At 63.6% G+C, this 19,973-nt stretch carries 19 protein-coding genes; 8 read left to right on the plus strand and 11 right to left on the minus strand.

Annotated features, from left to right (window positions below):
* Positions 1 to 139 precede the first annotated feature (139 nt).
* Both NKI70_RS28270 and NKI70_RS28275 read left to right on the plus strand, forming a co-directional pair.
* Positions 140 to 1,501: an LLM class flavin-dependent oxidoreductase gene (locus tag NKI70_RS28270; protein WP_352700323.1), complete on the plus strand. Its 1,362-nt coding sequence runs from the start codon at positions 140 to 142 to the stop codon at positions 1,499 to 1,501.
* Positions 1,498 to 2,589, plus strand: coding sequence for a rhodanese-like domain-containing protein (locus NKI70_RS28275; protein ID WP_352725633.1), 1,092 nt, complete (start codon positions 1,498 to 1,500; stop codon positions 2,587 to 2,589). The genes NKI70_RS28270 and NKI70_RS28275 overlap by 4 nt, the downstream gene beginning before the upstream one ends.
* 35 nt (positions 2,590 to 2,624) lie before the next feature.
* Here NKI70_RS28275 and NKI70_RS28280 read toward each other — a convergent pair whose 3' ends face one another.
* From NKI70_RS28280 to NKI70_RS28300, 5 genes are all read right to left on the minus strand, one after another.
* Positions 2,625 to 3,890: an FAD-dependent oxidoreductase gene (locus tag NKI70_RS28280; protein WP_352700309.1), complete on the minus strand. Its 1,266-nt coding sequence runs from the start codon at positions 3,888 to 3,890 to the stop codon at positions 2,625 to 2,627.
* 5 nt (positions 3,891 to 3,895) lie between these two features.
* On the minus strand, positions 3,896 to 5,113 hold the full coding sequence (locus NKI70_RS28285; RefSeq protein ID WP_352700324.1) for an acyl-CoA dehydrogenase family protein: 1,218 nt from the start codon (positions 5,111 to 5,113) through the stop codon (positions 3,896 to 3,898).
* Positions 5,114 to 5,131: 18 nt separating this feature from the next.
* Positions 5,132 to 6,169, minus strand: a complete 1,038-nt coding sequence (locus NKI70_RS28290; protein ID WP_352700310.1) for an ABC transporter substrate-binding protein — start codon at positions 6,167 to 6,169, stop codon at positions 5,132 to 5,134.
* 9 nt (positions 6,170 to 6,178) lie between these two features.
* Entirely contained in the window at positions 6,179 to 7,363 is a 1,185-nt protein-coding gene (locus tag NKI70_RS28295) for an LLM class flavin-dependent oxidoreductase (RefSeq protein ID WP_352700311.1), read from the minus strand.
* A 66-nt stretch (positions 7,364 to 7,429) separates the two neighbouring features.
* On the minus strand, positions 7,430 to 9,040 hold the full coding sequence (locus NKI70_RS28300) for an ABC transporter substrate-binding protein (RefSeq protein ID WP_352700312.1): 1,611 nt from the start codon (positions 9,038 to 9,040) through the stop codon (positions 7,430 to 7,432).
* A 315-nt stretch (positions 9,041 to 9,355) separates the two neighbouring features.
* Between NKI70_RS28300 and NKI70_RS28305 the strand changes: the two genes are divergently transcribed.
* The 6 genes from NKI70_RS28305 (at position 9,356) to msuE (ending at position 15,004) form a co-directional block, all read left to right on the plus strand.
* Positions 9,356 to 10,342: an ABC transporter permease gene (locus NKI70_RS28305; protein WP_352700313.1), complete on the plus strand. Its 987-nt coding sequence runs from the start codon at positions 9,356 to 9,358 to the stop codon at positions 10,340 to 10,342.
* Positions 10,342 to 11,340, plus strand: coding sequence for an ABC transporter permease (locus tag NKI70_RS28310; RefSeq protein ID WP_352700314.1), 999 nt, complete (start codon positions 10,342 to 10,344; stop codon positions 11,338 to 11,340). The genes NKI70_RS28305 and NKI70_RS28310 overlap by 1 nt, the downstream gene beginning before the upstream one ends.
* Before the next feature lie 2 nt (positions 11,341 to 11,342).
* Positions 11,343 to 12,341 carry an ABC transporter ATP-binding protein gene (locus NKI70_RS28315; protein WP_023679455.1) on the plus strand — a complete coding sequence of 333 codons (999 nt, stop codon included), beginning with the start codon at positions 11,343 to 11,345 and terminating at the stop codon, positions 12,339 to 12,341.
* Positions 12,319 to 13,266: an ABC transporter ATP-binding protein gene (locus NKI70_RS28320; RefSeq protein ID WP_352641063.1), complete on the plus strand. Its 948-nt coding sequence runs from the start codon at positions 12,319 to 12,321 to the stop codon at positions 13,264 to 13,266. Before NKI70_RS28315 ends, NKI70_RS28320 begins: the two co-directional genes overlap by 23 nt.
* 19 nt (positions 13,267 to 13,285) lie before the next feature.
* Positions 13,286 to 14,341 (plus strand): aldo/keto reductase, encoded by a 1,056-nt coding sequence (locus tag NKI70_RS28325; protein WP_352623097.1) that lies wholly within the window; start codon positions 13,286 to 13,288, stop codon positions 14,339 to 14,341.
* A gap of 72 nt (positions 14,342 to 14,413) precedes the next feature.
* A complete protein-coding gene (gene msuE / locus NKI70_RS28330) occupies positions 14,414 to 15,004 on the plus strand; it encodes an FMN reductase (protein WP_352623096.1) in 591 nt (196 codons plus the stop codon).
* Positions 15,005 to 15,417: 413 nt separating this feature from the next.
* Here msuE and NKI70_RS28335 read toward each other — a convergent pair whose 3' ends face one another.
* The 6 genes from NKI70_RS28335 to NKI70_RS28360 all read right to left on the minus strand — a co-directional run bounded on the left by NKI70_RS28335 (position 15,418) and on the right by NKI70_RS28360 (position 19,965).
* Entirely contained in the window at positions 15,418 to 15,654 is a 237-nt protein-coding gene (locus NKI70_RS28335) for a thiamine pyrophosphate-dependent enzyme (protein WP_023679460.1), read from the minus strand.
* Between the two features lie 224 nt (positions 15,655 to 15,878).
* Positions 15,879 to 16,472 carry a HupE/UreJ family protein gene (locus NKI70_RS28340; protein WP_352725636.1) on the minus strand — a complete coding sequence of 198 codons (594 nt, stop codon included), beginning with the start codon at positions 16,470 to 16,472 and terminating at the stop codon, positions 15,879 to 15,881.
* Positions 16,473 to 16,519: 47 nt separating this feature from the next.
* A complete protein-coding gene (locus tag NKI70_RS28345; protein ID WP_352578213.1) occupies positions 16,520 to 17,059 on the minus strand; it encodes a hypothetical protein in 540 nt (179 codons plus the stop codon).
* 2 nt (positions 17,060 to 17,061) lie between these two features.
* Positions 17,062 to 18,270 carry an agmatinase family protein gene (locus tag NKI70_RS28350; protein ID WP_352578214.1) on the minus strand — a complete coding sequence of 403 codons (1,209 nt, stop codon included), beginning with the start codon at positions 18,268 to 18,270 and terminating at the stop codon, positions 17,062 to 17,064.
* Between the two features lie 10 nt (positions 18,271 to 18,280).
* Positions 18,281 to 19,090: an ATP-binding cassette domain-containing protein gene (locus NKI70_RS28355; RefSeq protein WP_352725638.1), complete on the minus strand. Its 810-nt coding sequence runs from the start codon at positions 19,088 to 19,090 to the stop codon at positions 18,281 to 18,283.
* Complete coding sequence (locus NKI70_RS28360) at positions 19,087 to 19,965, minus strand: ABC transporter permease (RefSeq protein ID WP_352587526.1); 879 nt, start codon at positions 19,963 to 19,965, stop codon at positions 19,087 to 19,089. Before NKI70_RS28360 ends, NKI70_RS28355 begins: the two co-directional genes overlap by 4 nt.
* Positions 19,966 to 19,973 lie beyond the last annotated feature (8 nt).

Below are 19,973 nucleotides of genomic sequence, written 5' to 3' on the forward strand. Positions count from 1 at the left end.
GCCCCGGCAACGACCATCGTGCTTTCCCGTAATCCGATGTCAAAAAACAATAATTGCCAGCTGGCGAAAGGCATTCTTTCACTCAGCGGGTTTGGCAGGCGCTAGATAGGAACGCCCTTTGCGACCAGCCTGAGAACCGCTGATGACTGAAAATCGAAAGATAAGGCTTGGAGCCTTTGTTCGCGGACCGGGCCATCATGTCGCTGCCTGGCGCCATCCCGATGTGCCTGCCAATCCGGGCCTGAGCTTTCAGCACTATGCGGACGCCGCGCGCACTGCCGAGCGTGGCCTGTTCGACATGGTGTTTCTGGCCGACAGCCTCAGCGCGCGCAATGGCGAGCAGCCGATCGAGACCTTCGAGCGCACCGGCCATGTCGTGCATTTCGAGCCGCTGACGCTTTTGTCGGCGCTCTCGACCATCACGCAAGGGATCGGGCTCGTTGCGACCGCCTCGACCACCTATTGGGAGCCGTTCCACTTGGCGCGGCTGTTCGCTTCGATCGATCATCTCAGCGGCGGCAGGACAGGCTGGAATGTCGTCACCTCAGCCGATGCGCCGGCGGCGGCGAATTTCAGCCTCGACCAGCATCCCGTTCATGCCGACCGTTACGCCCGCGCCGAGGAATTCGTCGCTGTCGCGCAGAAGCTTTGGGACAGCTGGGACGACGATGCCTTCGTCGCCGACAAGGCTTCGGGGATCGCCATCGACCGGCGCGGCATCCACGCCCCGGACCATGTCGGCCGGCATTTCCGCGTCAAGGGACCGCTCAACGTCGCTCGCCCACCGCAGGGCCATCCCGTCATCGTCCAGGCGGGCTCGTCCGATGCCGGCCAGCACTTGGCGGCGCGGACGGCGGAGGTGGTTTTCACCGCCCACCCGACCATCGAATCGGCGCGCGGCTTTTACGGCGAACTGAAAGGCCGGCTGGGCTCGTTTGGCCGCTCCGCCGACAGCTTGAAGATCATGCCCGGTGTCTTCCCGGTCGTCGCGCCGACGCGCACGGAGGCCGAGGACAAGTTCGATGCGATCCAGCGCCTGGTCGATCCTGTGGTTGGTGTGGCGCTGGTTTCAGGATTGCTCGGCGGTGTCGATCTTTCCGGCCATTCACTCGACGGACCGTTGCCGGCACTGGGCAGTTCCGATGCCGTGAAGAGCCGCCTGAAAGTCGTTTCCGAATTGGCCGCGAGCCGGAACCTGACCATCCGCCAATTGTATCTCGCCGTTGCCGGCGCGCGCGGCCATTTCCAGATCGTCGGCACGCCAAAGGATGTGGCCGACATGATGGAGGAGTGGTTCGCCGGTGGCGCCGCGGACGGCTTCAACGTCATGCCGCCGATCCTGCCGACGGGCCTCACCGATTTTGTCGACCTCGTCATTCCGGAGCTGCAGCGGCGGCGTCTGTTCCGGACTGCTTACGAAGGCGGGACGTTGCGCGAGAACCTCGGCCTTGCGCGTTCGATCCGTGGCGCCGCTGAACAGCAAGAGAGGAAAGCATCATGAGCGACAGGACGATCGATTCGAAAATGTTTCGCCAATGGCTGGCGGATGGCGAAGAACTGGCGGTGCTAGACATTCGCGACAGCGCGACTGTCGGATACGCATCGCAGCTGTTCGCCACCAACCTGCCCGCGGCTCAGGTCGAGGCCGAGATCGACCGCTTCATCCCGCGCAAATCGGTGCGCACCGTGCTGGCGGACGACGGCAGCGGCGTTGCCGAGCAACTTGTCGAACGACTGGTGGGGTATGGCCGTACCCAGCTGTTTTCGCTGAACGGTGGAATTCCGGAATGGACGCAAAGCGGCGTTGAAGGCCTGCCGACCTTCGATACGCCGGGCGTCGATTTTTCGCTGGCGATCCGCGACGAGAAGGGGACCCCGGTCGTCAGCGTTGAAGAGCTCGCGGTGCTCAGAGGCCGAGGCGCCGACGTGGTGGTGCTCGACAGCCGCACGGTGGCGGAGTTCGAAAAGGACCATGTGCCGGGCGCCGTCAGCGTGCCGGGCGCCGAGCTGGTGCTGCGCTTCGCCGACCTGGTGCCGTCACCGGAGACGCAGGTTGTCGTCTCCTGCGCCGGCCTGCCGCGCGCCATCATCGGGGCGCAGACACTGATCGATGCCGGCGTGCCCAACCGGGTCGCCTATCTGCACGACGGCACCAAGGCATGGCGCGAAGCCGGTCTTGCACTCGAAACCGGCAAGACCGCAATCTATGGTCCGGCAAGCGAGGATGCCAAGCGTTTCGCCGGGGAGCACATCGCAAAGCTTGCCGAAGGCGACAGCTTTCCCCGCATCAATGCGGCCACGGCCGCGAACTGGGCGAAGGACGAAAAGCGGACGACCTACCTGCTTGACGTGCGCACGCCCGACGAGTTCGCCGAAGCGCATATTCCGGGGTCGATCGCGTCTGAGGGCGGGCAGTTGCTCGGTGTCGCCTATCGCACCATCGCCGTGCGCGGCGCCCGCGTCGTGCTGATCGACGATCTGCTCGGTGTCCGCGCGGCGACGACGGCGCATTGGCTGCAGCGGCGCGGCTTCGAGATCGCGATCCTCTTGTATGACTTCCAGTCGGCCAGCCTGGTGGAAGCGGCGTAGGGCAGGAGCACTGTCAGCCGATTTTTTCGGGGCCACTATTCGGCGGCTTCCGATTGGCGGCGACGGCCCGCCAGCACGTTCTTCTGCATCGCCGTCAGCGAAGACCGCACGGCTTTGGCGCCGTGCTCCAGCATCTTGGCCTCATACTCCGACAGCGCCTGGAGAAGCGGCTTGCCGCCGCGTTTGGCGGCCACCAGCTCTGGCACCAGCAGCCCGGCGTCGTAGATCGAGGTGTTGCCGCCAAGCGCGCGAAAATAGGTCATGGCGTGGATGGCATCGCCAAGCAACGTCACCGGTTTCGTCGGCCAGGGATCGACAGGTTCGGAGCTGTGGACATGAAGCAGCGCCACCGTCGATGGGTCGGTGTAGCGGATGAGGTCGAGGATTTCCGGGTGCCAGTGGGCGATCTTCGAGATCAGCAGGTCAATCAGTTCTGAACCGGAGAGCTTTGCCAGCGCGTCGTCCGTGGCAAGTTCGTCCTTTTCATAGGCGGTGTTCCACCAGACATAGCTGGTGGTGTTGTTGAAATGGAAACCGGAAAAATCCTTGTGGGTGGCGTCGTCCAGCCCGATCAGTCCATGCTTTCGTAATGCGTCGACATTGACCCTGTGGCTGGTGACCATAAGCCCATGACCTTCGGTTGGCCTGACGCCGGCATTGTAGTCGAGTAGCAGCGGCGAGATCTGGTGAAGGGCTGCCGCATGCAGCGTCATCTTGCCGGCCAGGCGCCTGACGCCTGTATCGAAGCTCCTGGCATGCGGCACCAGCTGCTGGCGCACGCGCGAGCGGGCGCCGTCGGCACCGACCAGCACATCGGCATGGATTGTCGAGCCATCCTCGAAATGCGCTACGACCGAACCATCCGGCTGCTCGTCGTAGCGGGAGAAGACCTTGCCGTAGCGCACGATGCCGTCGAGGCCGGACAACAGCACCTGGCGCAGCGTGATACGGCTCACTGACTTTTCGATATGCGTATCGTCGGCCTCGCCCAGCGCGTTGCCGCCGCCCCAGGCAGCATCCTCGCCCAGGATCTTGAAATTCTCGTCGAGCAGGATGTTGCGATCTGGCGCCTGGCCGAGCGTGGCGACAAAAGCGTCGTAGAGTTCCGGCGGCAAATTGGCGATCAGGGAATCGATGCCGCGCTGGCGGATGCGCAGACGAAAACCCTGGACATAGTCGGTGCGGGCGCGGTCCTTCTCGAAGACCGCGACACTGATGCTGTTCTTCTTCAGGCCTTGCGCCAGTGTCAGGCCGCCGGGGCCTCCGCCGATAATGGCGACTTCGACATGTTCTGTTGTCATGGCGCTCAACCGACCGCCACGAGCCTGGGCTTGCCAGCGGCAATAGCCGGTGTCTCGGCCAGCTGCCGGGCGGTATGGCGGCTGAGCGTCGCCTTGGCGGCGATCGTGCGGATCATGTGGTTCTGCGGTGCGTGGGAACGGGCGGTCAGCGCATCACGGTGGTGGCGCTCAAGCTGGAAATCTCTGTTAAGGCCTGGATTGCCGGCAAGCTCCAGCGCCAGCGAGGTGACGGCAACGGCATTGTCGATGACGACATGCCTGACCGTCATGCCGTCGGTGCCCACAGGCCGGCCGGCGTCGACATCTTCGGCGAGCGAACGCAGCAGCCGCGCGCTGCTCGCAAGCCGAACCTCTATGTCGCCCAGCCCTGACTGGATGTGCGGCACGGTCGACAGCGGCGCACCAAGACTTGCCGGCGCGTGCGTGCTGACAAAGGAGACCAGCCGGTCACGGGCAGCACGGGCGGCACCGTGGTAGACAGCGCCGATCAGCGAAAAGAAGAACGCCGTCGCGCTTTCCTCGCGCCTCAGCGGCTCGGATGCCGGCTGCGCCTCGGTGATGTCTTCGGCAGGAACCGCAACATTATCCAGAATGATGTCGTCGCTGGCCGTCGCCCGCATGCCGGCGGCGTTCCATGTCTTTTCGACGCGAAATCCAGGCGCGTCGGTCGGCACCAGGAATGAAGCCAGACGCGGCTGCGGCTCGTCGGTCAGCGCCAGCAAGTTCACCCATTTCAGAATAGGAATGCCGGTGACGTAGTTCTTGTGGCCGGATATCCGCCAGACGTTGCCGTCCCGCCGGGCAATGGTTTCGGGCGGCTTGCCATGAGCTGGCGAGCCGATCCGGGGCTCGGCCTGGGCGGCGTTGATCAGGGCAGGGCCAAGACGGCCGGCCTCGACAATCCGCTGAACCAGATGGCGCGGCCATTTTCCGGATTTCCGCATCGCATACTGGCTGTTGTAGTGCATGGCCAGCACCAGCGCTGTCGACGGCTCGCCACGACCGATCTCGGCGATCACCGCCTGTGCTTCCGTCAGCCCGCCACCGAAGCCGCCATGTTCGCGCGCCGTGACCAGGCCAAGCAGCCCCGCCTGGTGAAGCCGGTCGAAATTGGCGAATGGGAATTCCCCGGTCGCGTCGTGATGCGCGGCGGTCAGCGCGAAGTCGTCGGCGAGGCCGGCCACTTTCTCGAGGAGTTGCGGAAACTCGGCAATTGTCGACATCATGACGTTGGCTTTCTCTCAGGCGGCGGCGCGAATGTTCACCAGATCGAGCGGCCGGCGATCGACCCAGTGCTCGACGTCGAAATCGCCGGCGAGGAAGCCCCAGTCGCGCAGGAAATTCTTGTAGTGGGAAACCGCTGCGACGAGCTCAGGCTGCAGTCCGAGGCCGAGATGCTTATGGACATCCGGGCCATTGGCGGCCAGCACCTGTTCCTCGGTGGCCCCGGCTTCGCGGGCAACAAAGCGCTGCGTCTCTTCCGGATGCGCCTCGGCCCAGGCACTGGCGCGCAGGATGGTCTCGATCAGTCGCGCGACCAGATCGGGGCGTTGTTCCGCCAGCAGTTCATCGACGGTCAGCACGCGCGGCGAACCGGAATTGATGCGGATGTTCGGGTCGGGGTGGAAGCCAAATTCCACGACCTGGATGGCGCCGATCAGATTGGCGACATTGATGCCGGCCGTGCCCTTGACATAGATGGCGTCGACCTCGCCGCGGATCAGGGCTGCGGCTTCCTCGCCATAGGCCTGCTTGCGCTTGAGGCCGAACAGCGACGGTCCTTCCTGGCTGTCGAGCACGCTGTCGGCCAGCGCTATGTCGACGATCTCGACGTCGCCATAGCCAAGGCCCTCGAGCGAGAGCGCCGAGACCAGTCCCTTCAACGCCGTCGCTCGCATGAAGTCGACGATGCCTTCGGGGCGCCGGGCGATGCCGAAGCGGCGGCCTTTCAGGTCCTGGGTTGTCCTGATGCCGGAACCGGGCAGGGCGATGATTGCCTGGAATTCGTCGGTCCAAGTGATGCCGACGAGACGCGTCTTGCGCGCTTCGGACCGCGCGCGGATCGGCGGCACGTTGCCGCCGTGGCGGAACGACCAGTCGAGCGTGTGGTTGAAATGGCTCTGGCGGATGTCGCGATTGGCCGAATCGATGATCGACTTCAATTCGATCCCCTCCTTGCGAAAGGTCTCGTCGAGAAGCCCGAGCTGTGCGGCGAGCCCGACAGGCGTCGGCACCGGGCAGCGTGTGTACCAGATTTCGGAGATCCCAGTCGCGGTCATGATGGCTCCTTAGGTGTTGCGCAGGCCAGCCTGCTTCATCAGCGGCAGGATGTTCTCGCCGAAGAATTCGAGGTCAGGCTTGAAATCGAAGAAGGACAGCTGCAGGCCGTCAATGCCGGCGTCCTTCAACTTGACGAACTGGTCGACGATCTGTTCGGGCGTGCCGATGAGGTAGATGTTGCCGCCGACCTTGGCGTAGGGGTCCTCGCGGCCTTCGCGTCCTTTCCAGGCCTGGGCGTCGCTGTTGAAGGTCTGGAAGCCTTTCGGCGTGCGGCTGTCGGCATGGGCGACGATCTCGTCGGCGACCGCCCAGGCTTCCTTCTCGGTCGGCCTGCTGATGACCAGCGGGTTGAGCAGCGTGCGCACGGTGCGGCCGACGCCGAGAGCTGCGTCCTTCACCTTCTTCGTATGCGCCGGCAGCGCTTCCAGCGCGCTGGCAATATCGGAGCCGGCCGGGCTGGTGACGAAGACGATGTCGGAATAACGGCCGGCAAAGGAAATGCCGGCGTCGGAGCCGGTGGCATTGACCAGGATCGGCCGTCCATAATTCGGCTTGGGCGTGACGAAGCCGCCATTGAGCTTCCAGCTCGATTCTCCGGAGAAGGAGAAATTCTCGTCGTCCTGCCACAGTCGCTGCAGCACCTCAACGAATTCGGCGGCGAGTTCATAGCGACGGTCGTGCTCGATGCGGTTCCAGCCGAACATCTCGTGTTCGACGGCGCGATGGCCGGTGACCACGTTGATGCCCCAGCGGCCGCCGGAGATGTGGTCGAGCGTCGCGCCGAACTTCGCCAGATGCAGCGGATGCCACGGGCCGTAGAGAACATGCATGGTCGAAATCAGCATGATCTTCTTGGTGATCGCGGCCATGGCCGCCACGGACACAAAACTGTCCAGCGCCTGGCCGTTGAAAACGCCGCCATAGCCGCCCTTGGGCAGCCATTGACTGAGCGCGAAGACGAGGTCGAAGCCAAGCTCCTCAGCCTTGAGCGTCAGGTCGCGGTTGTAATCGAAGCGCCAGTCGGTCGAGCGCGGCAGCGTCGAGTTGGTCCAGCCACCGGCCTGGATTGGCAGGAACAGCCCGAGCAGCACCGGCTGCCGGAGCGCTTTCGACAGCGGGCTGTCCGGATAGTCGGTCGGCGCCTTGAAGAAGGGCGTGCCGACGATGGAACCAGGCTTGTGGGCGAGCGTCATGGCGAACTTTCTCGGGTGGAGGAAGGGAACCCGTGCGCGAAAGGACCGCGCACACGGGTCAGCGGATCAAGCGACGATATGGGCTGTTGCGAGGGAGCCGGCATTGCCCTCAGCGCCCACCGTGTGACCGGCTATGCGCCTGTTGTAGAGGGTGATTTCCGGCTGGCTGACGATGCCGATGTCGGGCAGGTCCTCGACAAGGATCTGCTGGATCGCGGCCCATTGCTCGAAGCGCTTTTCGTGATCGACCTCGACGGCGGCCGCTTCAAGAAGTTCATCGACCTTGGCGTTGCTGTATTTCGAACCGTTGGAGAACGGTACGCCGGGCTTGAAATTCTTCGACCAGTAGAGCCGCTGCACGCCGACCGTCGGGTCGAACAGATTGCTCATGCCGTTGAAGGTGAAGTCGAAATCGCGGTCGGTGTAGATGCGCTTGGTGTAGGTGGCGAAATCCTGGCTGCGTACGGTGACCTCGACCCCGACTGCGGCCAATGCCTGCTTGATGTATTCGGCGCCGCGCTTGTAGGTCTCGCCGCTCGGGACATAGTCGTGGACAAGCTTGAGCCGGGTGCCGTTGGCGTCGCGCGGCAAGCCTGCTTCGTCGAGCAGTTTCTCGGCAGTGGCAATGTCGACCGGATAGGTCTTCAGGTCGGCGACGTACCACTTCTTCAAATTGGGGTTGATCGGGCCGGGAATGGTCGCGCCATAGCCATAGTTGATGGTGTCGCGGATGATGTCGCGGTCGATAACATGGGCGAAGGCGCGGCGGACGCGAACATGCTGGAAATAGGGTTTCTCCAGGTTGAACTCGACCCGGCTGATGCCATTGGAATATTGGTAGCCCTGTTTCTCGAAGCCGATATGCGGCAGCGTTTCGAAGCGCTGCAAATCGCTGTACGGAATCGGCGTTGCCGGCGCCAGATCGATCTCGCCTGTCTCCAGCGCCAGTGCGCGCGCCGAAGCGTCAGGGATGAAACGGACAATCAGCCGGTCAAGGTAGGGGCGCGGCGCGTCCCAATAGTCGGGATTACGTTCATAGACGATGTGGCTGCCGCGCACCCATTCCTTGAAGACGAACGGGCCGGTGCCGACCGGCGCGACGTTGACGGTATTTTCGGCTGCCTTTGTGCCGTCATAGAGGTGCTTCGGCACGATTGGCGTTTCGGCCGCGGCCAGGGCCGTGATCAGGTAAGGCGCCGGCCTCGACAGAACCAGCGTCACGGTCAGCGGATCCGGCGTCTGGATATCTACAAGGTTGAGGAAGGTGTTGCGGCCGCGCGGATGAACCTCTCTGATCGTGGTGATCGAATAGGCGACGTCGGCGGCGGTGAACGGCTGGCCATCATGCCACTTCACGCCTTCGCGCAGCTTGAAGGTGTATTGCAGCCCATCGTCACTGACTGACCATTGTCTGGCCAGGGATGGGCGCGGCGTGAGATCGAAATCATAGGTCAGCAGGCCCTCGGTGGTCTTTGCCGAGACGTAGACCGAATTGAATGCCGTGTGGGCGATCGTTGTCAGCACCGGCGGCTCAGCCGAGAGCACCAGCGTCGCCGTTCCACCCTGTTTCGGCTCGGCGGCGTAGGCGCTGCGCGATGCAGACAACAGCGTCGCTCCGAGTGCGGCTGCCGAGATGCCGAGGAACCTGCGGCGGTTCGGAATGAGGAAATGAGACATCGCGCCCTAGTCCTTTTTTTGCTGCCGCCCCCGATCGGCCGATCCTCGGCCACCGAGTTAAAAATCTATTGTTCCAAGAGCGGGCCCGTTTGCGAAAAGATTTGGCCGACCCGCTCCCGCGCTTAAGATTTCATGCCTCAAACCGCCAATTTCGTAGCATGAAATAAAATTCTATTCTGCAAAGTCGCCATTTGCAGGATAAAATTTCTTAAATCACGTTTGACAATGTCTATAAATTTTGTCAACTAAAAAGCACGAAACTTTCCGGGAAACAGCAAACCCGCATCGTCAGCCACAGCCGGGATAGCGAAAACGATGTCGACCCTGACGCGCATTGGCAGAACGTTTCGACGCACCGCGATACAGGCGGTGCCGACCGTTCTGGGCATCGTGATCCTGAATTTCTTTCTGCAGCAGCTCGCGCCGGGCGATGCGGCCGACGTCATGGCTGGCGAGGCTGGTTCGGCCACGGTGGAGACCATGGCGGCACTGCGCCAGCGCTTTGGGCTCGACAATCCGCTGCTCGTCCAGCTGTTCAACTATCTCTACAATCTGGCGCATTTCAGCCTCGGCTTTTCGCCGCGCTACGGCATGCCGGTTGCCGACCTGATCGGCCAGCGGCTGCCCGGCACGCTGGTGCTGATGGCGGTGGCTCTGGCCGTCGCCATTGTGCTCGGCCTCGCCCTTGGATCGGTGATGGCGGTGTTTGCCGGGCGCCTGCCGGATCGTCTGCTCTCCGTTATTTCGCTGCTGTTCTATTCAATCCCGGGTTTCTGGATCGGCTTGATGCTGATCGTGTTGTTTTCGGTCAAGCTCGGCTGGCTGCCGAGCGGCGGCTCGGGAACCATCGGCAGCAACCTGACCGGCCTTGCCGGGCTCTGGGACAGGGCGCGCTACATGATCCTGCCGGCACTGTCGCTGGCGCTGTTCTACGTGGCGATCTATGCGCGGCTGACACGAGCGGCGATGCTGGAGGTCCAGTCGCAGGACTACGTGCGCACCGCCGCAGCCAAGGGCCTGCCGCCGGCCATCATCACCATTCGCCATGTCCTGCGCAACGCGCTGATCCCCATTACCACCATGGCCGGCATGCATGTTGGCGGCATGCTCGGCGGCGCCGTCGTTGTCGAGACCGTCTATTCCTGGCCCGGCCTCGGGCGTCTCGCCTTCGAAGCGGTCATGGGCCGCGATTTCACCGTGCTGCTCGGCATCCTTCTGTTGTCGTCGCTGCTGGTCATCATCGCCAACGCGACCGTCGATCTTCTGCACGCCTGGCTCGATCCCCGCATCGGAGTACGCTGATGGCTTCCACCGATTTCGCCGCGGGCGATGCCCGTTCCCGCCGTCTCCATGCCGATGCCCGCGGGCCCGCGGCACCGCCTGAGCCCGAGGCAAAGAGCTGGAGCAATCTCCACGCGCCCGACGCACGCTCCGCTTCGGCAGCGTCGGTGCCGATAGCCGTTGGAGGGCGTGCGCTGAAGGTTTTCCTGCGCAATCCCAACGCCATGTTCGGCGTGGTGTTCCTGTCGTTGGTCGTGCTGGCCGCACTGCTAGCACCAGTCCTCTATCCGGCCGATCCGCTATCGATGGTGGCGCGGCCCTTCCTGTGGCCGGGCCAGAACCCAGCCTTCCCACTGGGCACGGACTCCATGGGCCGCGATGTGCTTTCTGGCATTCTGCATGGTGCGCGGATTTCGCTGTTCGTCGGCCTGGTGGCGACCGCGCTCGGTCTCGGCTTCGGCATCCTGGTCGGCGCCGCCGCCGGCTACTTCGGCGGCTGGATCGACGATCTGCTGGTGCGCCTGATCGAGATCTTTCAGACCATACCGAGCTTCGTGCTTCTGGTCGTCATGGTGGCGATCGCGCAGCCGACCGCGCCCGTCGTGACAGTGGCGATCGCCGTCATCACCTGGCCGACGGTGGCGCGGTTGACCCGCGCCGAATTCCGGGCCATCCGCGAGAAGGATTTCGTCATGGCCGCCCGCAGCCTCGGCTACTGCCATGCCCGCATTATCTTCCGCGAGATCCTGCCCAATGCGCTGCCGCCGTTGATCGTGACCTCGTCGGTGATGGTGGCGACCGCGATCCTGATGGAATCGGCGCTGTCCTTCATGGGCCTCGGCGATCCCAACGTCGTCAGCTGGGGCTCGATGATCGGAGCGGGCAGGGAATTGATCCGCACCGCTTGGTATCTGACAGCGCTTCCGGGACTGGCGATCGTCTTTACCGTGCTGGCGCTCAACCTGATCGGTGACGGCCTCAACGACGCGCTCAACCCGCGCTTCTCACAGGAGCGCTAGAGATGGCGGCTCCTTTGCTCAGGATCGACAATCTGACGGTTCGCTTCCCGAACACTGAGCCGGTCAGCCGGCTGAGCTTCGAGGTCGGTGAGGGCGAGACGCTGGCGATCGTTGGTGAATCAGGCTCCGGCAAGTCGCTGACTGCGCTCGCCCTGATGCAGCTTCTGCCGCGCTCGGCGAAAATCCCCAATGGCCGGATCGAATTCGCCGGCAAGGACCTGCTCGGTCTCGACCAGAAGGCTATGCGGAACCTGCGCGGACGCGAGATCGCCATGATCTTCCAGGAGCCGATGACGTCGCTCAATCCGGTGCTGACCATCGGCCGGCAGATCACCGAGGTGCTGACGCTGCACGAAGGCATACGCGGCAAGGCAGCGCGGAGCCGTGCCATCGAGCTTCTCAATCTGGTGCGTATTCCCGATCCGCAGCGGCGCATCGACGACTATCCGCATCAGCTTTCCGGCGGCATGCGCCAGCGCGTCATGATTGCCATCGCCGTTGCCTGCCGACCACGCCTGCTGATTGCCGACGAGCCGACGACGGCGCTCGACGTGACCATCCAGGCGCAGGTGCTCGACCTGCTCGATACGCTGCGCCGCGAATTGTCGATGGCTGTCGTGCTCATCACCCACGATCTTGGTGTCGTCGCACAATGGGCCGACAAGGTCGTCGTCATGTATGCCGGCCGCAAGGTTGAACAGGCGCTGCCAGACGCACTGTTCAGAACACCCCTTCACCCCTATACGCGCGGCCTGCTTGCCGCTTCGCCAAGGCTGAAGACCAATCTCCACTACCGCGACGCCAGGCTGACCGAGATTCCCGGCAGCATCGTCTCGGCCGCTGGCGAAAAGGGCTGCCCGTTCCGCCCGCGCTGCACGGTGGCGCGCGACAGCTGCGCCCATTTCGTACCCGCCCTCGTCGAGGTGAGCGAGGATCGTCTAGTCGCCTGCCCCTACAGCTTCATTCCGGAGGTTGCGCATGGCGCTGCTCTCGGTCTCTGACCTTTCCACCCATTTCCACGCCCAGGGCGGCACGCTGCGCGCCGTCGATGGCGTATCCCTCGAAGTCGGACGCGGCGAGACGGTTGGTCTCGTCGGCGAAAGCGGTTGCGGAAAATCGACGCTAGGCAAGACCATCATGCGGCTGGTCGACCCGACTAGCGGCAGGATCGAGTTCAACGGCACCGACATCACCGTTCTCGACGCGCGCCGGCTGAAGGCGGCGCGCCGTAATATCCAGATGATCTTCCAGGATCCGTTCGCATCGCTCAATCCGCGCCACATGATAGGCGACATCCTGACAGCACCCCTGAAGGTCCATGGCATTGGCAACAAGGCCGAGCGGCGGAAAATTGTCGAGGACATAGTCCAGCGTGTAGGATTGCCTGGAGATGCTCTCGGCCGCTACCCGCATGAATTTTCCGGCGGGCAACGCCAGCGCATCGGCATCGCCCGGGCGCTGATCCTCAATCCGGAACTGGTCGTCTGCGACGAGCCGGTGTCGGCGCTCGATCTCTCGATCCAGGCGCAGATCCTTAACCTGCTGGTCGACATGAAGCGGCAGCTCGGGCTGTCCTATCTGTTCATCTCGCACGATCTGTCGGTCGTCCGCTATTTCGCCGACCGGGTGCTGGTTATGTATCTCGGACGCATTGTCGAAAGCGCCGACAATGCGACGCTGTGGACCTCGCCAAAGCATCCCTACACGCGCGCGCTGATGGATGCCGTGCCGGACCCGGCGCGCCGACGTCAGGCCGCGCCGATCCATGGCGATCTGCCGAGCCCGCAGAACATCCCGAACGGTTGCCGCTTTCACACGCGCTGCCCGCTGGCGACGGACCTGTGCCGTTCGCAGGAGCCGGCATTCCGGGCGATCTCGCCCGGACACCACGTCGCCTGCCACTACGCCGAACCAACCATCAACTGAAATTCAACGGAGCAGAAAAATGTCCGACTACCGCTATCTTGGCCGCAGCGCCCTGAAGGTTTCGCCGCTCAGCCTCGGCACGATGATGTTCGGCGGGCCGACCGAGGAGACGGTCGCGCATCGCATCATCGACAAGGCGCGCGAGCAAGGCATCAACTTCATTGACACCGCCGACGTCTACCACAACGGCAAGTCCGAGGAAGTCGTCGGTCGCGGCATCAAGGCGACGCGCGATCATTGGGTCGTGGCGACCAAGTTCGTCAACTCGCATGACAAGGGGCCTAATCTCGGCGGCCATTCGCGCAAATGGGTGATCCAGACGGTCGAGAACAGCCTGCGGCGCCTGGGAACAGACTATATCGACCTGTTCTACTTCCACCGCGCCGTCTTCGATGCGCCGCTGGAGGAGCCGGTGCGGGCGATCGCCGACCTGATCCGCCAGGGCAAGCTGCGCTATTTCGGCGTCTCCAACTTTCGTGGCTGGCGCATCGCCGAAGTCGCGCATCTGGCCGATGAACTCGGCATCGACCGGCCGGTGGCCAGCCAGCCACTCTATAACATCGTCAACCGCACCGCCGAGGCCGAACAGCTGCCGGCGGCCGCCTATTACGGTCTTGGCGTCGTCTCCTACAGCCCGCTGGCGCGCGGCGTGCTGACCGGCAAATACGAGCCGAACCAGGCGCCTGCCGCCGACACGCGGGCCGGCCGTGGCGACAAGCGCATCGCCGAGACCGAGTGGCGCCCGGAATCGATCGAGATCGCCAGGCAGATCGCGGCGCACGCAAAGTCACGCGGCGTCTCGGCCGCTGATTTCGCGCTGGCCTGGGTGTTGAACAACCGGCTGATCACGGCGGCGATCGCCGGCCCGCGCACCGAGGAACAGTGGGACAGCTATGCGAAGGCATTGGACTTCAGGCTGAGCGCCGAGGACGAGGCCTTTGTCGACCGCCTCGTCACCGCCGGCCATGCCTCAACGCATGGGTTCAATGATCCGAGCCATCCGGTCGAAGGCCGCGTGCCGCGTTCGGAGCCGGCCGCGCCGATCCCGCTGACACGGCCTCTGCGCGCCGCCTGACGGTCGCCGACGAAATGGCGGGGCCGGCGGCCCCGCCCGCGTTTCCAATTGCTTTGGACAGATGAGAAGCCCATGAATTTCCACGTCGAACGGCTGCGCCAGAACATCGTCGTGCTTTCGGGCAACACGCACAGGCCGTCGAAGTCGCGGACGCTGGCGCATCATCTCGGCAAGGCGCTGCGCGAAAGATTGTCTGTCACGGTAAATTTCCTCGATCTTGTCGATGCCGGTCGTGGTCTGGGTGCTGCGTTTACGCGAAAGGAATTGACGCCGGAGGCGCTGGATGTGGTGGAGGCTGTCGAGCATGCCGACGCGCTGATCGTCACGACGCCGGTCTACAACGGGTCCTATGTCGGCCTCTTCAAGCATCTGTTCGATCTCATCGATCCGCTGGCACTCGTCGATCGGCCGGTCCTGATCGGCGCGACGGGTGGTGGCCAGCGCCATGCATTGGTGGTCGAACACCAGCTCCGCCCGCTGTTCGGCTTCTACTCGGCGCTGACCGTGCCAAGCGCCGTGTACGGCAGCGACAGCGATTTTTCCGATGGCAAGCTTGTGGATCCGCTGGTCCTGGCGCGGGCCGGGCAGGCCGTGGATCAATTCGTTGCCCTGCTTTCAGCGCGCCAGCCGAAGAGCCAACCGGTCCGGGCGGCTTCGGGCTGACGGATATCGGGTTCGAGCAGGTGCCGGATGCCTTGGACGGCCAAATAAGCAGAACGTTCGGTGTTTTGGCCGACATCGGCGACGGAACCATACGGAACGATACGGGAAGATTTCTGATTTTGGCCCACGAAAAAGTCAATGAAATCAATGCTTTTGATGCATCCTCCGGGCCCACCATTGTTATTATTTATCAATGACTTAGCGGTGTGTTTTGGTTCGGGTAGCCAAGTAATAACTGGCGAACCGCCGTCCATAGCGTTTGATTTTATTGACTTATGGTGGGCCTCCGGAGGCCGCAGATGTGTTGCCAGCCGCCGGTGGAGTGTCAGGATCGTTTATCAAGTGCTTGAACGACGCCGGCACGGTGTTCGGAATAGAAATCCGCCCATAGTCCCGTCGCAATCAACCTCGAATTACTGTCTGGATGCTACATCGGCCATCGCCGCACCCCACCCTGCGGCGATCTCGTAGCCCATGCGTGAGAAGCCGAATTCGCGATCGAATTTGTTCGGCGCTTTGACACGCCAGTTCTTCATGACCTCGCCCGGGAGGCCGCCAGCAGCGGTGACGACCAAGTCACGCTCGCCGGCGCGGAGTTCACGACGGCGATCATTTGGCGTAGCTGGGAACAGGCCGGCGACGTCAGGCAAGACCGTCCGGCTGCACCTAGGAAGTTAGTCGCGACCCACGGCGGACCGCTCCGTACGCGCGCGCTGCGTACGGCAAGCTGCTAGCCTCAATCTCCGGATGAGATCAGAGTCGCTCAGACCGGGTCTTCAGGATCTGGTACAGCACGTTTCGGATGCGCTGCCAAACGGTTAGCCGGTTGATCACGCCTTCGCCTCCTGTTCATCGCAGATGAATGGGCTGCGGTTCAGATGATCTGTGCCGCCAGCGCCACGCCGACCAACGACGTGCCGACCCCTGCCGTGCGGATGGCTCGCGGCCAGCGCCGAAGTGTTAGGGCGGCTAACGCGCCGGTCGCGTGAAGAGCCGAAGTAGCGACCACGAAGCCGACCGCATAAGCGATGCCGCTGGCCGTCTCGGGAATTTCGAGGCCATGGGCATTGCCGTGGAAGAGGGCGAAGAGAGCGATCAGCGAGGCGGCCACAGCGAGCGGAAGCGGCTTGGCAAGCGCCATCATGGCGCCGAAGACCAACAGCGATAGCGTTATGCCGGTTTCCAGTGAGGGCAGGCCGATGCCGGCGATACCGAGCAGGGCGCCAGCGACCATCGCCGAGACAAAGCACGACGGCACGATGATGATCCCCTTGCCGCCGGCGCGAGCGGCAATGATGCCGACAGCCATCATCGCCAATAGATGATCGATGCCGGCCAGCGGGTGCTGAAGGCCGTCTACAAACCCGTGGGCATGAAAACCGCCGCTATGGGCGAAGGCCAATGAGGGGATGAGGGTTGTGGCGGCTGCCAGGGCGAGTCTGCCGAAGAATGAAAGCGTTCTGTTCATGGTTCTTGACCTGTTTGATAGAGGTGCGATCGGTTCAAGGCCGGTGCTCATTGTCCGGCCCCTGGCATGGTGAATTGTGCGGCGCCGGACCTGTCGGCCAGAAGCCGCGCCTCGCCGAAGTCGAGGAGTCTTTGTCCCCTGCCGTCATGGTAGACGAAGGCCAGGCGGCGCCGGCGCGACGTCAGTTTCGCGGGCAGCGGGTGATAGGTGACGCCAGCGCCGCCGATCATCGGCATGACGGCGCCGACATCGACCATGTCCTGCGTCTCGACGCGCAGGAGATGCAGCCGCATGCCGTCGGCGGTTTCGCCGACGAAGGGAATTCCGGCGAGGCGCAGGAAACTGGACGGGTCGGGCGCCCGCGAAAACCCTTCGAGAAACGCGATCTCGACGAGATCGAGATCCGTCGCCCGCGCGTCGGCGGGTTCGGGCGCATGGTCGTGCGGTAGATGCGGTGTCTGCCATTGCAACGGCTTGCCGGCCGGCCCGTTGTGGCCGACGGGGTGGGGATGGTGATGATGACCGTTCGGCCCGTGATGGTGACCGTCGCCATGGTCATGGCTGTGGTGGTGATGATCATCGTGCATGATCAAAAGCTCGTCGGCTTGTCGATGATGGATTTGTGTTTGCCGAGATTGCCGTGCGCGACCATCGAGCCCAGCGCCTCGACGACAACCCGCACGCCAAACAGCGCCGTGATGTCTGACGTGTCGTAGGGCGGCGACACCTCGACCACTTCCAGTCCGCAGATGCCGGGCGCCGACACTAGCCCGAGCAGCTTCAGTGCCTCGCGCGGCAGGAAGCCACCGGGCTCCGGCCAGCCCGTACCCGGCACGAAACCGCAATCGATGCTGTCGACATCGAAGGAGATGTATACCGCGTCGGTGTCCTTCCATGCGAGCTCGAGCGCGATCTCCGCCGCCTTCTCCAGCCCCATCTGTTCGATATCGGAAATCGTCAGCACGTTGGTGCCGCGCTTCCGCGCCTCGGCGACGCCGTAGCGCGGCACCTGCCAGCCGCCGATGCCGAGCTGCACCAGATTGGTGGCCGAGACGTTCGGCAAGTTGGTTGCCCAGTACCAGGGCGTCGTGTGCATACGTTCGTCGAGATCCTTTTCCTGAATGTCGATGTGGCGGTCGAAATGGATGATGCCGATGCGCTTGGAGGTCACGTCGGCGATACCGCGCACGCACGGAAATCCGATCGCATGGTCGCCGCCGAGCATGATCGGCAGCGCCCCGGAAGAGGCGACATGGCTGACGCCCTTGGTGATCTGGTCGAAGCTCTTTTCGAGATTGGCGGGGATGGTGAAGACGTCGCCGGCGTCGCAAAGCGTCATCTGCTCGCGCAGGTCGACACCGAGCTCGTAATTGTAAGGCGTGTAGAGCGCCGAGATGCGGCGCATGCCTTGCGGCCCGAAGCGGGCTCCGGGCCGGTAGGTGGTGCCGCTGTCGAAAGGAATGCCCATGACGGCAGCGTCATATCTGCCGACATCGCGGACGTTCTCGACATAGGGCGCCTTGAGGAAGGTGTTGATGCCGGCGAAATGCGGCAACTCGCCTCGCGCGAATGTCGGGATCGACTTGTCGATGATCGAATCCGATCCGGGCAGGCCCATGTCGAGTGCCCATTTCTGTTCCTTGCGCCAGCCATCCTCGGGCAGCTTTCCTTCCGCCTCGATCGACTTCCAGCCCTGCATGTCGCGGATCTCGAAGTTCGGATGGTGGAAGCGTTGGCGTGGCTGGTGGTCGGTGAGCCCGGCGCGACGATGCCGGCGTTCTGGACTATCTCTGTGCATGAAACCTCCTTCACGACGCCGTCGTCGCGATTGCGCTATCCAGTCGGGTCGTCCCGACCATCGCGGCCACTTCGGCCACGTCTCGTGCGGAAGCCCGGTGCTTGCGGTCGAGCTTCAGATCGTAGGTGATCGTCGCGCCATAGGCGGACGGGAACTGGGGGTCGTGGCGCACCTTGTCGAAGACCAGCACGCGGGTGCCGAGCTTGAATGCCTCGCCGATATCGTGGGTGACCATGACCACGGTCATGCCGTGCTCGGTCCAGAGCTCGGTGAGCAGCTCATGCATCTCGATGCGAATACCGGGATCGAGTGCGCCGAACGGCTCGTCGAGAAGCAGGATCTGCGGCCGGCCGAGCAAGGTCTGCGCGATCGCCAGCCGCTGCTGCATGCCGCCAGAAAGCGTGGCCGGATAGAGATCGCACGCATGGCCAAGCCCGACCCGTTCCAGCATGGTTTCGGCTTCTTGCCTGGCGCTTTTGCGCCTGGCGCCGAAGACGCGGCCGAACGGTCCGCCCGAACGGAAGTCCTCGACCAGCAGCAAGTTCTGCAGCGCGGTCAGATGCGGGAACACGGAATAGCGCTGGAAGACGATGCCGCGCTGCGGCGTCGGTTCCGGCACGATCGGCTGGTCGCCGACGACGACCACGCCGCCACTTTGCTGTTCCTGGCCAAGCAGGATGCGCAGGAATGTCGATTTTCCACAACCGCTGGCGCCAACCAGCGACAGGAATTCACCCGCTTCGGCGGAGACATTGACCCGTTCCAGCACGCGGGCGTCGCCGTAGCTCTTCTCCAGCCCATGGACGAGGATCCGGCTCATCTGGTCCGCACCGGATGCGCCCAGGGCGAGATGATGTGAGAGAGCCGCACGAGCAGCCAGTCGGTCATCACCGCAAGCAGCGTGATCCAGGCGACGTAAGGCAGGATGACGTCCATCGATAGGTAGCGACGAACGAGGAAGATGCGGTAGCCGAGCCCCTCGGTGGAGGCGATGGCTTCTGCCGCGATCAGGAACAGCCAGGCCGGCCCAAGCGCCAGCCGTACGCAAGTGATGAGGCGCGGCATGACCTGTGGCAGCACCAGCCTGAGCACCATGGTCCAGCTGTTGCCGCCGAGCGTCTGTGCCTTGGCGACGAGCTCCGGCGGCAATTCCATCACCCGGTTGGCGATGTCGCGCACCATGACCGGTGCGACGCCGAGAGCGATCAAGGTGATCTTGGCCGTTTCGCCGAGGCCGAGCGCAATGAACAGGATCGGCAGCAGCGCCAGTGGCGGGATGACGCAGACAACTGTGACCAAGGGCAGCAGAAAGGCCCTGACGCGCGGGATGAAACCTATGGCGACGCCGAGGCTGAGCGCCACCAGCGTGGCCATGCCGACTCCGGCGAACAGCCTGATCAGGCTGGCATAGGTGTCGGCCCACAGGATCAGGTCGCCGGAGCGCTTGTCCGGCACTGTCGCCAGGTCTGAAAAGGCCGACCACATCTGTGCAGGGGAGGGCAGCAGCTTGTCGCTGGGATTGACCGCCAGCCTTTGCGACGAAGCGAAGAGATAGGCAATCGCCACGGCGGCAAACGGCAGCGTCCCAAGCAGCAACGCTCCGCCGCGCGAGACCGTCGCGTTGATGAGGCGAAGCCGCGCTTTCGGCCTGCTAAGTTGCAGGCGCGCGACTTCGGGGCCTGCTGCGGCCTGCATGATGCCGG

The sequence above is a fragment of the Mesorhizobium sp. M0500 genome, from assembly GCF_040321165.1.
Lineage (GTDB): Bacteria > Pseudomonadota > Alphaproteobacteria > Rhizobiales > Rhizobiaceae > Mesorhizobium.